The 15,711-nt window shown below is 43.8% G+C and carries 14 protein-coding genes; 8 read left to right on the top strand and 6 right to left on the bottom strand.

Features of this window, described 5'->3' with window-relative positions; translation table 11 throughout:
* The first annotated feature begins 229 nt into the window (after positions 1-229).
* Entirely contained in the window at positions 230-2,392 is a 2,163-nt protein-coding gene (locus B1A98_RS02670) for a type IA DNA topoisomerase (protein WP_063383605.1), read from the top strand.
* Between the two features lie 197 nt (positions 2,393-2,589).
* Here the strand turns inward: B1A98_RS02670 and B1A98_RS02675 are convergent, their stop codons facing one another.
* A complete protein-coding gene (locus B1A98_RS02675; protein ID WP_082821612.1) occupies positions 2,590-2,886 on the bottom strand; it encodes a hypothetical protein in 297 nt (98 codons plus the stop codon).
* Positions 2,887-3,171: 285 nt separating this feature from the next.
* Here B1A98_RS02675 and B1A98_RS02680 point away from each other — a divergent pair, with 285 nt between their 5' ends.
* Together B1A98_RS02680 and acnA are read left to right on the top strand one after the other, a co-directional pair.
* Entirely contained in the window at positions 3,172-4,113 is a 942-nt protein-coding gene (locus B1A98_RS02680) for a magnesium transporter CorA family protein (RefSeq protein ID WP_063383606.1), read from the top strand.
* A 159-nt stretch (positions 4,114-4,272) separates the two neighbouring features.
* Positions 4,273-6,996 carry an aconitate hydratase AcnA gene (acnA, locus tag B1A98_RS02685; protein WP_063383607.1) on the top strand — a complete coding sequence of 908 codons (2,724 nt, stop codon included), beginning with the start codon at positions 4,273-4,275 and terminating at the stop codon, positions 6,994-6,996.
* A gap of 156 nt (positions 6,997-7,152) precedes the next feature.
* Here the strand turns inward: acnA and B1A98_RS02690 are convergent, their stop codons facing one another.
* Complete coding sequence (locus B1A98_RS02690) at positions 7,153-7,998, bottom strand: AraC family transcriptional regulator (RefSeq protein ID WP_063383608.1); 846 nt, start codon at positions 7,996-7,998, stop codon at positions 7,153-7,155.
* A 311-nt stretch (positions 7,999-8,309) separates the two neighbouring features.
* On the opposite strand from B1A98_RS02690, the gene B1A98_RS02695 reads away from it, so the two are divergent.
* Entirely contained in the window at positions 8,310-8,447 is a 138-nt protein-coding gene (locus B1A98_RS02695) for an FbpB family small basic protein (protein WP_063383662.1), read from the top strand.
* Positions 8,448-8,566: 119 nt separating this feature from the next.
* Here B1A98_RS02695 and ggt read toward each other — a convergent pair whose 3' ends face one another.
* Positions 8,567-10,267, bottom strand: a complete 1,701-nt coding sequence (gene ggt / locus B1A98_RS02700) for a gamma-glutamyltransferase (protein ID WP_063383609.1) — start codon at positions 10,265-10,267, stop codon at positions 8,567-8,569.
* Between the two features lie 24 nt (positions 10,268-10,291).
* Positions 10,292-11,428 (bottom strand): M20 family metallopeptidase, encoded by a 1,137-nt coding sequence (locus tag B1A98_RS02705; RefSeq protein ID WP_082821613.1) that lies wholly within the window; start codon positions 11,426-11,428, stop codon positions 10,292-10,294.
* 148 nt (positions 11,429-11,576) lie between these two features.
* On the opposite strand from B1A98_RS02705, the gene B1A98_RS02710 reads away from it, so the two are divergent.
* Together B1A98_RS02710 and B1A98_RS02715 are read left to right on the top strand one after the other, a co-directional pair.
* Positions 11,577-11,999, top strand: coding sequence for an acyl-CoA thioesterase (locus B1A98_RS02710; RefSeq protein WP_041100947.1), 423 nt, complete (start codon positions 11,577-11,579; stop codon positions 11,997-11,999).
* An 18-nt stretch (positions 12,000-12,017) separates the two neighbouring features.
* A complete protein-coding gene (locus tag B1A98_RS02715) occupies positions 12,018-12,320 on the top strand; it encodes a hypothetical protein (protein WP_041100949.1) in 303 nt (100 codons plus the stop codon).
* 57 nt (positions 12,321-12,377) lie between these two features.
* Here the strand turns inward: B1A98_RS02715 and B1A98_RS02720 are convergent, their stop codons facing one another.
* Together B1A98_RS02720 and plsY are read right to left on the bottom strand one after the other, a co-directional pair.
* Positions 12,378-12,674: a HesB/YadR/YfhF family protein gene (locus tag B1A98_RS02720; protein ID WP_063383610.1), complete on the bottom strand. Its 297-nt coding sequence runs from the start codon at positions 12,672-12,674 to the stop codon at positions 12,378-12,380.
* Between the two features lie 155 nt (positions 12,675-12,829).
* Positions 12,830-13,411, bottom strand: coding sequence for a glycerol-3-phosphate 1-O-acyltransferase PlsY (gene plsY / locus B1A98_RS02725; protein ID WP_041100952.1), 582 nt, complete (start codon positions 13,409-13,411; stop codon positions 12,830-12,832).
* A gap of 177 nt (positions 13,412-13,588) precedes the next feature.
* Between plsY and B1A98_RS02730 the strand changes: the two genes are divergently transcribed.
* Positions 13,589-14,887, top strand: a complete 1,299-nt coding sequence (locus B1A98_RS02730; protein WP_063383611.1) for a purine/pyrimidine permease — start codon at positions 13,589-13,591, stop codon at positions 14,885-14,887.
* Positions 14,888-15,029: 142 nt separating this feature from the next.
* Positions 15,030-15,710, top strand: coding sequence for a response regulator transcription factor (locus B1A98_RS02735; protein ID WP_158286005.1), 681 nt, complete (start codon positions 15,030-15,032; stop codon positions 15,708-15,710).
* The last annotated feature ends 1 nt before the right edge of the window (position 15,711 follow it).

The following is a 15,711-nucleotide window of genomic DNA, read 5'->3' on the forward strand; positions in this document are numbered from 1 at the left end:
GTCAGCAGGCTGCAAAATGTTATCTGCAGAAATGATGAATAGCAAGAGGTCTACCTTAAAGTGCGGGCCGCTGTATTCGTTTCCATACAGCAGCCAAGCACATAAGGATTTCTATGGCTTTTTTAAACATAGGGCATCCTTCTTTCTAAGGACAGTTTCATTTCTTTAAACTATAAAGGGAAATAGCTATAATAATAAACACTATATAATGATTAGGGAGTTTAACAGAATGCAGGTTATTATCGCAGAAAAGCCATCTGTCGCTAAAAATATTGCGGATGCGTTAAAGATCAGAACGAAAAAAGAGGGTTACTTTGAGGGGAATGGCTATATTATCACCTGGGCTTTCGGGCATTTGCTGCAGCTGTATGATGCAAAGGATTATGATGAAAAATTGACAAGGTGGAGCATGGAGAATTTCCCCTTCGTCCCATCGCATTTTCGTTACAAAGTAAAGAGCGATCCGCGCAATCGGGACAAAGAAGACTTGGGAGCGAAAAAGCAGCTGAAAATTATTTATTCTTTGATTAAACGAAATGATGTGGAAGCTGTAATTTCAGCTTGTGACTATGATCGCGAGGGCCAGATTATTGGTGATACGATCATTTATAATCTGAAGTCTCAGAAAAAGGTCTACCGGCTGTTATTGAACGAGTGGACGCCTGAGGAAGTAGTAAAAGGTCTCAAAAATATTAAACCTAATATTGAGATGAAGCCTCTCCAGGATGCCGGCTTAAGCCGCCAATGGGCAGACTGGCTCATTGGCATCAACTTAACTTCAGTTGCTACATTAAAGTATCAAAAGGGAAGAGGACAGGCTTTAAATATTGGAAGAGTGCTGCTGCCAACCTTAAAAATTATTTACGACCGTGATAAGGAAATCGAGAATTTCGTGCCGGAGGATTATTATAAATTAACCGCTGCGTTTAAAACAAAAGACGGACAAGAGTACGAGGGAACTTATTTCGAAGAGGGGCAGGAGAAATTTAAAAGCAAAGAGCCTCTCGAACTAATTGAAAAGGCCCTAGCTAATCAAAGTGCAACTATTATTGATAAGAAAATAGAACGGAAAAAGGAATTCCCTCCTTATTTATTTAACCTGTCCAATTTACAAGGGTACATTACGAGCAAATATAAAGGGTGGACGTCCGACAAAGTATTAAAAGTAGCCCAATCTCTTTATGAGAAAAAATTGATTACATACCCGCGAACAGCGAGTATTGCGTTAGAGGAAAGCCTTGCCGGCAAGGCAGCTAAAGTGCTGGATGTCTTAAAAAAGGGGCTGCCGTTTGAAGCAGAAATTAAATTCCAGAAGACGAAACGGATATTTAATAACGCTAAGGTGGAGAGCCATAGCGCGATTATTCCTACTTATTTAGTGCCTAAATCGTTAACGAAGGACGAAGAGATTGTTTACACGGCCATTAAAAACCGCTTTATCATTCAGTTTATGCCTATCGCAGAATTTGAAGAAACGAAAATTACGACGAAAGCGAATGTTAGCGAGATAAAAGGTGTGTTTATTTCTAAGGGAAGAGTGCAAACGATTGTTGGATGGAAAAAGCTTGAAAACATTGAATCGAAAGATACGCTGTTGCCAGCTGTTGCGCTCAATGAACATGTGGATATAATCAAGCAAAAGGTATCATCTCATGTGACAAAGCCTCCCAAGCCTCATATAGAAAAGACATTGCTCAGGGTCATGGAAACATGCGGGAAAGGCGGCGGGAGCGAAGAAGGAGAAGAAGGAGAAAAAATGCTTGCTTCTATTCTAAGCGGGTACAGTATTGGCACTCCGGCCACAAGAGCCGAAACCATTAAAAAGTTAAAAGATATCGGCTATATTACAATGCAAAATAAGAATTTAATATGTACCGAACTTGGCAGGAAATTAGTAGAAACCTTTCCTGTGAAGGAGTTATTTGATTTAGAGTTTACTGGACGGTTAGAAAAAACATTATCAGATATTGAAAAACAGAGCTTCACCAAAGAATCTTTCTTGAATGCGATCTCTGACTTTACTTCTAAAGCGGTTGAAAAAATAAAAAGTGATCAGGAAGTCGTCATTAGCGAGGTCTCTAAAGGAAAGAAGCGAGCTGAAATACTTGGGAAGTGTCCTCTGTGCGGGCATGGGATCATTGAAGGGCAAAAGGGTTTTGGCTGCAGCAATTGGAAGAATGGCTGTAAGTTTGTCATTTGGAAAAACGATAAATTTTTAGCAGCTTTAAAAAAGAAGCCGACTAAAACAATGGTGAAGGCTCTGCTGAAAAATGGCTCGGCTGTAGTGAAAGGGTTAACGAGCAAAAAGGGCAATAAGTTTGATGCTCGCTTACGGTATGTGCAAAACAAAGATCAACCGTATTTCAGCTGGGAAATGGAATTTCTTAAATAAACGTCTAGTTTTGCTTGCGGACGAAGGTTGCTGCTTTTCATTCCAGGCGCTTCGCTTTCCGCAGGGCGGGCGGCACACCTTCCATTCCGATCAACAGAACTGCTTTTTCTTTTATGTGCGAGCGTGGGAGAGTGATATTCGGAAGCCATTTTTCCGGCAAAATAAAAAGACGGCTGGAAAGCCGTCTTTTTCATGATTTATTGTTGTTCTTTCTCGTTGTAATAATGAACGCCGAATTGAGAGCCTTCAGCTACCATTTTATTGTCAGCAATATCGTCAGGATGAGGGTGCCCAGCTTTCAAAACGGGGAATTCTTCTGTAGAAGGCTGAACATCCATATTCATTTTTTCTTTTGCCGTATTCATCCAGCCTTCTAATTTATCGCGATTTTCTTCTTTTGAAAGCCACCAAGCCGCAGCTCCTGCTCCTAAAAGCATATAACTTAAATTAGTTCCCATACCACCCTGATTTTTATCCGTATTTTTTCCAAACATAATAGAATTCCTCCTTAACACTTCAAGCTTTTCATATTTTGTAAAAACCAATTACTTGTGCTTGCATTATATTTACCCAAAACTGGACAAATTAAAACTAAAGAGCGCCTAAAGAAACAATTTTGTCTTTGTTTGCTTATAAGAAAGAAGCTTAATCTCGCAGAGACTGCCCGGTCGATTTACAAAGTTTTATCAAGAAAACTGATTTTCCCTTTAAGTTTTGTTTTTTTCTCCTCTGCATAGGGTATTAAAAAATGCAGTCATCAGTTTATAGGAGGAATAGGAATGGAGCATACCTTCAATAAAGGTCGATGGTCCTGGTATGAGCTGAAGCAGTCCGAAACGGATGCGGCGGCTAAATACGTTGAACAAAATGATTCATATAGAAGATGGTCAGAAGAAACAAAGAAAAATATGACGAGTATTTTGCAGGCAGATACGAGTGAACGGGGGGAAGAAGCCTTATGGGGTTCCCTTGTTTATTTCCAGGACGTCGAAGATAAGGAAAGAAGACGTGTTTTTCATTTCTACTTAACAAAAAAGCGGCTAATTACTGATAACTTAGACTTGTCCCTGCTCGATAAGGTAGATGAAGCGGTCATGAGAAAGAAGCTGGATGAGGCAGAATGCCCGGTTGAGGGATTCATGATCATGATTGGCGATTTAATGAGCCATTTTCTCGCCAAAATTGATATGTTCGAGGTTCGCTTAAGGGACTTGCTTTGGCGAATCAGGGAGAAAAATAATATAGAAATCCTCGATCAAACAGCAAAAAGCCGCCATGAACTGCTCGTATGGCAGAATTTAATTATCCCTATTTTAGAAATCAAATACGGAATTGAAGAAACATTTGGCGATGACGTATCAAAAGGACTTTATTTTAAACGCGCGTCCAAGCGCATCGAGCGGGCCCATATGCTATTGAATGAGTACGACAAACAATTAAAAGCGATGGTTGAACTCGAGAATACGGTTTCTACGCATCGAGGGAACGAAATTATGAAAACTCTGACCGTCCTGACTACGCTATTTACGCCTGTGACCGCCTGGGGGGCGATTTGGGGAATGAACTTTAAAAATATGCCGGAACTAGAATGGAAAATCGGCTATATTTTCTCCTGGGCAGTGATCGCCGTCAGTACGTTGGCGCTGTATGTCTATTTATTGAAAAAAGGCTGGATGGGTGACATTTTGCGCGGAAAAAAGAAGCACTCCTTTTTCAAATAGTATGATTGTGTTATAAGAAATACTTATTGAACTCGATTTGATTAACGTTATTTACTTATGTTAACGATTGTATTATGATGAAATAGTGCGAAAGCTGGGAGCGATCTCTGCTTCGCTTTCAACGATGCTTACATATCTATAAAAAGAGGGGGAATCGGGATGGCAAACAATGATGTATTCAATGCCCGTTCAAGTTTTGAGCTTGATGGCAAACGGTATAATTACTACCGTTTAGCAGCTCTGGAAGAAGCGGGTGTGGCGAAAGTATCCCGCCTGCCATATTCGATCAAAGTATTATTAGAATCTGTATTACGCCAGCATGATGGCTATGTTATTAAAAAAGACCATGTTGAAAACCTGGCTAAATGGGGAGCAGCAGACTTAAAGGATGCTGAAGTGCCATTTAAGCCTTCACGTGTTATTTTACAGGACTTTACCGGTGTTCCGGTTGTTGTAGACCTTGCTTCCTTGCGCAAAGCAATGGGAGATATGAGTGGAAACCCAGACGTAATCAACCCTGAAATTCCAGTGGACCTTGTTATTGACCACTCTGTGCAAGTAGACACATACGGCACACCTGAAGCGCTTGAGCGCAATATGGAACTTGAATTTGAACGCAATGCTGAGCGTTATGAGTTTTTAAGCTGGGCACAAAAAGCGTTTGATAACTACCGTGCTGTTCCGCCGGCTACAGGTATCGTTCACCAAGTAAACCTTGAGTACTTGGCAAATGTTGTTCATGCGGTAGAAACAGCAAGCGGTGAATTCGAGACGTACCCAGATACACTCGTCGGAACGGACTCCCATACAACCATGATCAATGGTATCGGTGTTCTTGGCTGGGGTGTCGGCGGTATTGAGGCAGAGGCAGGAATGCTTGGCCAGCCGTCTTATTTCCCTGTTCCGGAAGTTATCGGCGTGAAATTGGTTGGCGAGCTTCCAAATGGCGCAACAGCGACAGACTTGGCTCTTAAAGTCACGCAAGTATTGCGTGCAAAAGGCGTTGTCGGCAAATTCGTTGAGTTCTTTGGACCGGGTGTATCCCAGCTGCCGCTTGCGGACCGTGCAACGATTGCTAACATGGCACCTGAATACGGGGCGACTTGCGGCTTCTTCCCAGTCGATTCAGAATCACTGGACTACATGCGCTTAACAGGCCGTGAAGAAAGCCATATTAAAGTAGTAGAACAGTATTTGAAAGAAAATGATATGTTCTTTACGCCTGATAACGAAGATCCTGTATACACAGACGTTGTTGAATTGGATCTTGCTGAAATTGAGCCGAACTTGTCCGGTCCAAAACGCCCGCAAGATTTAATTCCGCTTTCCAACATGCAGAAATCTTTCCAAGGCGCAATCAGTGCCCCAGAAGGCAACCAAGGCTTCGGCTTGAAACCTGAAGAATTGGATAAAACAGCAACTGTTAAGTTTGCTGACGGAGAAACAGCTGAAATGAAAACAGGTGCGGTTGCCATCGCTGCGATCACATCTTGTACAAATACATCCAATCCATATGTTCTGCTTGCAGCGGGTCTAGTGGCGAAAAAAGCCGTTGAGCTTGGCCTTGAAGTGCCTAAGTATGTAAAAACATCCTTGGCGCCTGGATCTAAAGTTGTTACCGGCTACTTGCGTGATGCTGGATTAATGGGCTATATGGAGAAACTGGGCTTTAACCTTGTCGGTTACGGCTGTACAACTTGTATCGGTAACTCCGGTCCATTGAAAGAAGAAATTGAAAAAGCCATTATGGATGCCGATCTTTTAGTTACATCTGTTCTTTCAGGTAACCGTAACTTCGAAGGCCGTATTCATCCGCTTGTAAAAGCGAACTATTTGGCTTCACCGCCGTTAGTTGTTGCTTACGCTCTTGCGGGAACAGTGAATATTGACTTTGCTAAAGAGGCAATCGGTAAAGATAAAGATGGCAAAGATGTATTCTTTAAAGACATCTGGCCAACAACCGAAGAAGTAAAAGAAGTGGTAAGTCGTGCGGTAACGCCTGAGTTATTCCGTAAAGAGTATGAGCGTGTATTTGACAGCAACTCTCGCTGGAATCAAATTCAAACAAGCAATGAAGCTCTTTACAGCTGGAACGATGACTCTACTTACATTCAAAACCCGCCATTCTTTGAAGGGCTGTCTGCAGTGCCTGAGAAGATCGAAGCGCTTAAAGGTTTGCGTGTAATGGGTAAATTCGGTGACTCAGTGACAACTGACCATATTTCTCCTGCCGGTGCAATCGGCAAGGATACACCTGCCGGCAAATATCTGCGTTCAAAAGGCGTAGAGCCGCGTGAATTTAACTCTTACGGTTCCCGCCGCGGTAACCATGAAGTAATGATGCGCGGAACATTTGCGAACATTCGTATCCGCAATCAAATTGCTCCGGGTACAGAAGGCGGATTTACAACTTACTGGCCAACAGGCGAAATCATGCCGATCTATGATGCGTGCATGAAGTATCAAGAAGATGGTACTGGCCTTGTAGTATTGGCTGGTAAAGATTACGGTATGGGCTCATCCCGTGACTGGGCAGCGAAAGGTACAAACCTGCTGGGCGTTAAAACAGTCATTGCGGAAAGCTACGAACGTATCCACCGTTCCAACCTTGTCATGATGGGTGTTCTTCCGCTTCAATTCAAGCTTGGCGAGAACTCAACAACTCTTGGTTTAACGGGCAAAGAAGTGTTTGAAGTAGATTTAAACGACAACGTGAAGCCGCGTGACGTGGTTACAGTAACAGCTATAGATGAAGACGGCAGCAAGAAGCAATTCCAAGCTCTTGTCCGCTTTGATTCTGAGGTAGAGGTTGACTACTATCGCAACGGAGGCATCCTGCAAATGGTGCTTCGCAATAAGCTGAAAGATGTCAAAACAAAATAAGAACGCTGAAACAAGACCGGCCAGCTGGCCGGTCTTGTTTGCTTATTATTGAGCTATTTTTATCTTTCGGGGAAGAGGCCTAAATGAAAGATACTTGAGTCAGCCAGCAGGGGAATTCAATCTTCTGGTCATTCCTTTTCTGCCCTGTCTATGTAGCTATAGAGAAACTACAGGAACCCAAAGCTCATTTTCTGGCTGATGATTCGGCGGATAATAACATTCAATGCATGGTAAATCAGCAAGCTCATAGCCTGAAGCAGGAAGCCACTCGGCATATAAACGTTTCCAGGCCGATTCTATATTCGGAAAAACAGCCCACGTACGGTGGTTGATGACCAGGGTGTCCATGCCATCAGGGACATGGCCATCGTACCGTATTCCCATAAAGTAAGTAAATTCATCCTCTGTTATGGCTGCTTGCTTTCCGCAAATACCTAATAGACTTTCTAAAGTGCATTTCGGATTTTCCCAGGATAGATCAATTAGTTTTTGCATCAATCCATTCAGTTGAGCCGAATGCCATAGTGCAGGGATCGCCTCAGCTGCTTGGCTTGTTTTCACGGGCGCCCCCTTTCCTATAATGCTTAATTCAAAATCAATCCTCTCTATTCTATACTCCATCTCAATAGCTCCTTTGATTGACAGTTGAAAGGAAATTCTCGGAAACGCTTTTAATAGCTTTCCTTTATTTCGGACATCCAATGGTTTTAATCCGAGTGTCTTTTGGAAAGCGCGTGAAAAAGAATCAGCGGACTCATATCTATAGGTCAATGCTAGATCAAGGATACGAGGATCATTTTTTTGCCATTCAAAAGCAGCCAGTGTTAAGCGCCTGCGTCTTATATATTCTGAAAGTGTTATGCCTGATAAAGCCGAAAACATCCTTGGAAAATGGTATTCGGAACAACAAGCCGCTTGCGCTATCTTTTTATAATCTATTTCTGATTTAAGGTTTTCTTCAATATAATCTAATGCGTGATTCATTCGCTCCAGCCATTCCATATTTTCACTCCTTTCTATTTCTACTCTAAAATAAGAGGAAGCAATTCATCCGACATTTCATGCACAAACAAGTCGGATTTTTTATAATAGTTCTATAATTTACAGGAAGTTTCCTTCTCTGGATGCTCTATCCCTTAAACTTAACTAAAAAAGGTTCAACTCAGGTTCTTTACGGGCCTCTTCTTTATTAGCGGACAGCGGTGGAGCATACAGATTAATTATCGCAGTTATTTGAAAATTTAGTATTAAAAAGAAGAGTTAGGGGCAGAATGATCATCATAACGATTTATACAAAAAAGGAGCAATTAAGAATGAGAAGAAAACAAAGGAAAAGCTTTGCTGAGCTTGTAAAGGAAAATAAAAGCGAGTTATTAAGAAATCCGGCTGCTATGCGGGAGATAGAAGAAAGACTGGAAGAGCGTTTAGAAATAAAACGGTCAGCCAAGTAAGAGGGCAGAACGGCTTGCCATACATAAAAACAGCTCTTCTGTTTTAATTAGTTAAAACAGAAGAGCTGTTTCGCGTTAGTCACTATTGTTTTTTTCTCTATAAAATGAAAATTAGCTTATCATTGGTTCCACTGAATTTCGTTTTTCTCCACGCCGACAGGAATGCCAGGCCGTGAGGAATCGCTCGCCCCGTATAGCTGATTCGATTGGTGGTCAAACATTACGGCTTGTACATTGCCCATCGCAAGAGCAATATCATCAAACTGATAATTCATCTTTTTTAATGTTTGCATCGCTTCTTCCGGGAAACCATCTTCCCACCAGATCAGCGGGCCCGTTCCATTAAAAATCCGCGGTTCTTCGATGGCATCCTTTACATCCATTCCATAGTTAATCACATGAATGATCGTTTGCAGGACAGAAGCTACAATGGTAGGGCCGCCAGGAGAACCGAGCGTCAAAAATGGCCGGCCGTCTTTAAAAATCAGCGTAGGTGTTTTCATGCTGACAGGATATTTATTTGGTTCTACGCTGTTAATGCCTCCCGGAGAAGGATCAAAATCAGTCATATCATTATTTAATAAAAAGCCGTAACCTGGCACCATGATGCCGGAACCGAATGTGTGCTCTAAAGAAGAAGTGCAGGCAGCAACATTTCCTTCAGCATCTACAGCGATAAAATGAGTAGTTTCCGATCCGACTTCAACGGCTTGAGCCTTTAAACCGCTTGGCTTTTTATCTCGATCAAATTCCCAAGGATTACCAGGGTTGATTTGATCATTTCGGAATGAAAAATTATACAGCTTGAGCCGTTTTTTAATATAGTCGGGGTGAAGCAAGCCGTCAATAGGAATATCATAATAGTCAGGGTCTGTCATAAACGCTAATTTATCGGCGGTCATTACCCTTAATGTTTCTGCAATTAAATAATATTTCTCCCAGGAATGAACATCGTACTGGCCAATATTTAGCTGCTCAAGCAGCTTTAGCATATAAAGAAGGGCAAAGCCGCCCCCATTGGGAGGACTCGGCACGACAATATCAAATCCTTTATAGGCGGCTTGAAGGGGAGCTTTCACTTCAGCCTCATACCCGGCCAGATCCTCAAGCTCTAAACAGCCTTTCAGCTTCTGCACCTCTTCTACAATGGCCTTTCCGATCGTGCCTCCATAGAAGGAGTCGGCGCCGTTTTGCTGAAGCTCGATTAAGGCACGGGTCAACTCTTTATTAACAGCTGTTTCGCCTTCTGCCAACGGCACATCATCAGGAAAGAAAAAAGCCCGTCCTTCTTTCCCGAGGCGGTTGCCGAATCGCTGAAGACCTGAAACCCATGTTTTATTTACTTTTATGCCCTCCTTTGATAAGCGGATGGCCGGCTCTAGCGCTTCCTCCCATGTTTTTTTGCCGTAAAGCTTAATTGCTTTATCAAAGGCTTTAATAATACCGGGGATGGCAACGGCTGTGCCGGGTGTTGAGCGTTCTAGAAAGGGGATCACATCTTCTTTTTCATCAACAAACACATTTTTTCTGGCGCTTTTAGGTGCCTTTGAATGCCCTTGAATAACGGTGGTTTTTTGTTTTTTGGCATCATAATAGACGATAAACCCGCTGGAGCCGAGACCTGTATTAAAAGGCTCAGAGACGGCCAGGGCGAATTGCATAGCAGCCAGGGCGTCAATCGCATTTCCTCCGGCTTTTAACACCTCGGCGCCAATGGCGGAGGATTCCGCTGTGGCGCTTGCTGTCATTCCGCCGTCAGCCCAGGCGCGCTGCCCGCCGTTTTCTCTTTTTTGATTGTTTATAATAGATTCGATATTCATTTTTTCCACCTCAAATTTGATAAGTTATTCAGACAATCGTTCAATGGTTTTGGCGAGTAAAAGGGTTCGATCAACGAGAGAGTTTAAATCAGTATATTCTTCTGTTTCACTGTGAGAAAATTCTCCAATCGGCCCCATGCCATCAATCGTAGGGATTCCTTTTGATGCTGTAAAAGCGGCATCCGATCCTCCTCCGGTACTGACTTCATGAATGGAAAATCCTAGTTCTTTTCCCGTTTCCTGTATGGTTTTAAATAATTTCCCTGTTCCTTCTGTCCGTTCCATAGGAGGGCGGCTAATACTGCCTGTCAGTTCTGTTCTGGTTCCTTCTACGGTTTCCTCCGAGGCAATTTCATTAATGGATTTTGTCACGTTCATTCCTTGATCTTTATTTTTTATCCGGACATCAATTTCCGCTTCTGCATGGGGCGGGACCGTATTAACAGAGGTACCGCCTTTAATCAAGCCAACATTTACGGTCAGTCCATGGTCATAGTCATTTAATTTTTGAAGGCGAATCACTTTATGGGACAGTTCTTCAATTGCACTGACCCCGATCTCTGGCTCTACCCCGGAATGCGCGCTTTTTCCTTGTACATTCATCGTAAAGTGGCCGACTCCTTTTCGGGAAGTGACGACTCCGTCATTTGGCCGTCCGCATTCCACGATCAGGCTGTAATCCTTTTCTGCGGCTGCTTCTTCTATTAATGCTTTCGAAGACACAGAGCCGATTTCTTCGTCGCTGTTGAAAATGATGTGAACGTTGCGGATAGCGGGGGAGCCGCTTTCCTTTAGCGCCTTCATCGCATATAGAACCTGTACGTGGCTCGCTTTCTCATCGTTGACGCCTGGTCCGTACGCTTTATCTCCAATAATGGAAAATGGGCGTTTTTCAGCTTCTCCTTTCGGAAATACAGTGTCCATGTGCGCAACGATTAAAATTTTAGGTTCACTTTCCCGCTCCGCTTTAATTTCAAGGTGATTGCCGTGCTCCGCTTGGCGGTGAACTTTTACATGCATTCCGATTTCTTCAAATTTATCTTTAAGCAAAGCACCCACTTGGTCGACACCATCTTTATCATAAGAATTGCTGTCGATATTTACGATCGTTTCTAACAAATAAATCATCTCTTGCTTTTGGCTTTGCAAATAATCAATCACAAGAAGCACTCCTTCTTTATTGGTAGTTGTCCTTGTTTAATTCCCTATTTAGCTTTGAAGGTAAACATGCTTTATTTTACCAGCTGGCTAAGATATACTAGTTTAATCAGGAGATATACGTTAAGAAAGAATAAGGGAGAATCAATAGATGTTCGTTTCAGAAAAAGAAGTACAAGTACGCTATGCAGAAACAGATGCAATGCAGGTAGTCTATCACGGCCAGTATGTCGTCTGGCTTGAGCTGGGCCGCACTCAATTGATTGAAGATCTAGGCTTTAATTATGCAGAGATGGAGAAAGAAGGGTATGTGGCGCCAGTTTTGGATATCCAGCTTTCTTACAAAAAGCCGTTTCGTTACGGGGATACCGCTTGGGTCTATACGTGGATTCAAGAATATAATGGAGTCCGCACGGTATACGGGTATGAAATTAAAAACAAGGATGGAGAGGTGTGTTTGACAGGCACCACCTCCCACACAATCGTGAAAAAAGACACGTTTCGGCCGGTATCAATGAAGCGTGTATTTCCGGATTGGCATAAAGTGTACGAGGAAAATAAAAAACAATCATAGGACGGGCAGGCGAAGGGAATGGCATTTGGTGTAGACAAACGGGAGCTGGCGGAGTGGAAGCGGCAAATTGACAAAGGCAATATCGCTTTTTTAACCCATTATTGGCTCGATGATCGATTCCCTCACTGCCGTACGGTAACGAAGGCAGGCTGCAGGGATTTAGACAAGCTGGCCTGCTGGGGAGAAGCACACGGGCTCCAAAAAGAGTGGATTGATCGGAGAAAGGATGGCTATTCGCACTTTGATCTGCTTGGCGACCGGCAGAAAGAAATTTTGGAAAAAGAAGGGCTGCACAGCCATATTAAGAAATTTCGTTTATAAATCAACCCGTTGAATAATAAAAAAGCGAAAAGGCGCAGGAAGCGGCCTTTTCGCTTTTTAAGAAGGATGGACATATTGGTAGCGCGGTTCGTTCAGCTGTTCGTTGTACTCTACATGCAAATCATGTCCGTCAAAATACCAGAGATCGGCTTGCTCAACAAAGTAAACGATTCCGTCTATTTCTGTTTGGGCACCAATCTCCATCGGTTCGTCTTTCGTAACACCGAGTGAAAATCCTTCATGAAGCGGACTGGAACCCCCGTATCGGACGAAAAAGCGGATGGCATCGCCTCGATTCACGTCCATTTCCTCTTTAAACCATGAGAGGGCTTTGTTTCCTATTTGAATATTCATGGGTGATTCACCTCTGCTTTTCCCCAAGTGTACCATGGAAGCCTGAAATAAGGAAAATAGATGCCTCACTGCCGGACCGCCTTATCCAGCCGATATAATAAAGCATCGCCTGCTCAAGCAAGGCGATGCTTTTCGCTTCCTTTTATAAAGGTACTTTACATCCACTTAATTTTCGGCTCTGTCTTGTTTTTAATCCGCACGATATTTGCCCGATGACGGTAAATGACAAAAAAAGCTAAAATGCCGACAACGAGAATCAGTGGTGTATTTTGCAGGATAATGGCATAGGTCAGCGCAACCACCGCAACGATAATGGATGACAGAGAAACATATTTAGTGAGATAAAGTGAAAGAAAAAAGCTGAGAAAAATCACAAGAAACATGACAGGCTGAACACCTAAGAGAACACCGCCTGAGGTGGCCACCGCTTTCCCGCCTCTGAAGCCGGCGAAGACGGGGAACATATGTCCAATGACAGCTGCTACGCCAGGGATCAGCGGGTCTAGGCCCGATCCGAAAAGAAGCGGAAGCAGCGTCGCTGCGGTTCCCTTTAAAATATCGGCAAGTGTCACAGCGATGCCCGCTTTTACACCGAGCGTGCGGAATGAATTTGTTGCACCGAGATTGCCGCTGCCATGCTCCCGGATATCAATGCCGAAAAAGGACTTGCCGATGATTAGGCCCGAAGGAATGGAACCGAGTAAATACGCTAGTAAAATAATAAATGCAGTAATCATAAACTTACTCCTTTAATCTTGTCCTTTGTGAGTATATGTATGAAAAGTTTTACATGCTGATTCCTATTTTAACATGCAAAGAATGAGAAAAGGAGATTTTTCCGTTGCCTGAATGAAAAAATTAGCGTACGCTGATTAAATGGAAGAAGTTAACTTAAGAAAGAAACAGGTGAAAGTATGGGATTGTTTTTTAGCGCTGTCCAATGGCTGTTTTTTATGCTGGCGAGCTCACTCGTAGCTCCTATTGCGATTGCCGGGTTATTTCATCTCTCTCCGGCCGATACAGCAGAATTTGTTCAGCGGACGATGTTTGTGCTGGGGCTGTCAGGCGTTTTGCAAGTGCTGATAGGCCACAGGCTGCCGATCAATGAAGGACCGGCTGGGCTTTGGTGGGGTGTGTTTGCCATTTATGCTGGCTTTGCCGGAACTATTTACTCTTCGACCGAGCAGGCGCTGCAGAGTCTTGAAGGCGGGATGATTGTTTCAGGCGTTATTTTTATTTTCTTGGCCGCTTTCGGTTTATTGGAAAAGATGGCGAAGCTATTTACGCCAACGGTAACGTTCATTTATTTGCTTTTGCTGATTTTACAATTGAGCGGATCGTTTTTAAACGGCATGCTCGGCTTGCCGAATGAAGCGGGAACGATTCGTCCGCTTATTTTGGCAGGCAGTGCCGCTACTTTGCTGGCCGCCTTTTATTTTTCTTCGCATCAAATCCAGTGGGTGAGGCAGTATTCTGTCATTATTTCGTTAGCGTTTGGCTGGCTGCTGTTTCTCCTGATTGGCGAGGCTCCGCTCATGGCCTCCTCAGGCAATCAGCTGTTTAGCTTGCCGGGCTTGTTTGTTTTTGGCCCGCCATTGTTCGACTCCGGCACGGTTGTTACCGCTGCCTTTATTACCTTGCTATTAACAGCGAATATGATCGCTTCAATCAGGGTGATGGAAGAGGTGATGGCTCATTTGCATGCGACTGGCCGAAAAGGCAGCTACCGCAGTGCTGGAGTAGCCGCAGGTCTTAATCAAATGCTCGGGGGCGCATTCTCCGCCATCGGTTCTGTTCCAATTTCGGGAGCGGCCGGCTTTGTCGCCCAAACCGGCAATGCGTCGGTTCGTCCGTTTTTGGCCGGTTCGCTGCTCGTTGTCGGGATGAGCTTGTTTCCGCCGGTGATGAATGGACTTGCTTCCTTGCCGGCTCCTGTGGGGTATGCTGTGACATTTGTTATTTTCTCCCGCATGGCCGGTTTTGCCTTTGCGGAAATGGAAAAGGAGACACAGCAGGACCGTGCGCGTCTTGTGGCTGGAGTGTCGCTGTTGGCCGGGGTAGGTGTCATGTTTGTGCCGGCTGCTGCCTTCACTAATCTCCCGGCTGCCGCTGCTTCTATTTTGAACAATGGACTTATCCTCGGGACCATGACAGCTATTTGTGTAGAACAGTTTTTACGGGCAGCAGGCAAGCGAAAAAAGGCCGGCGCTTGAACATCGGGCTGGATGAAAATTCTTGGCAGCAACATACAACAGTAAACGTCCGCTTTGCATTGCCATCTCCGCAATGCAAAGCGTTTTTTTTCTATTTTTAACATAACGAAAGAAGTGGGTGATCGATTTGCGGGAAAACATATTGCTTATAGAAGATGATCCGTCAATCAGCGATGTTGTTTCTATGCAATTAACGAAAGAAGGATACGCTGTAACGCCGGTGTTCGACGGTTTGTCAGCGATAGAGGTGCTCGGGCAGACTGATCCATTTGACTTAATCCTGCTCGATTTAATGCTGCCGGGAATGGATGGGCTGGATTGTTTGAAAAAGATCCGGGAAACAAGTACGGTGCCGGTCCTTATTCTATCGGCGAAGGATGGCGAGGTAGATAAAGCGCTTGGTCTTGGTTTTGGAGCAGATGATTATATTACAAAGCCCTTTTCCATGATTGAACTGGCTGCCAGGGTCAAAGCGCTTATACGCCGGGCCACCCTTTACACAGTCGCCCGCCAGCCGGAGCAGGCTGCAATCGAGGTAGGCGATCTGCTTATTCATTCGACGAACTTCTCTGTTCAAAAAAGAGGAGTTGATATCAAGTTAACAGCGAAGGAATTTCAAATACTGAATCTGCTTGCTGCCAAGCCGGAACGGGTTTTTACAAAAGCGCAGCTTTATACGCAAGTTTGGAATGAAGACTATTTTGGAGACGAAAACGTCATCAACGTACATATTAGAAGATTAAGAGAAAAAATTGAAGACGATCCGTCAGCTCCCCGGTATATTCAAACGGTGTGGGGGATCGGCTATAAATTAGGAGAATGAT

The organism is Pseudobacillus badius (genome assembly GCF_002189605.1).
Taxonomy (GTDB): Bacteria; Bacillota; Bacilli; order Bacillales; family Domibacillaceae; genus Pseudobacillus; species Pseudobacillus badius.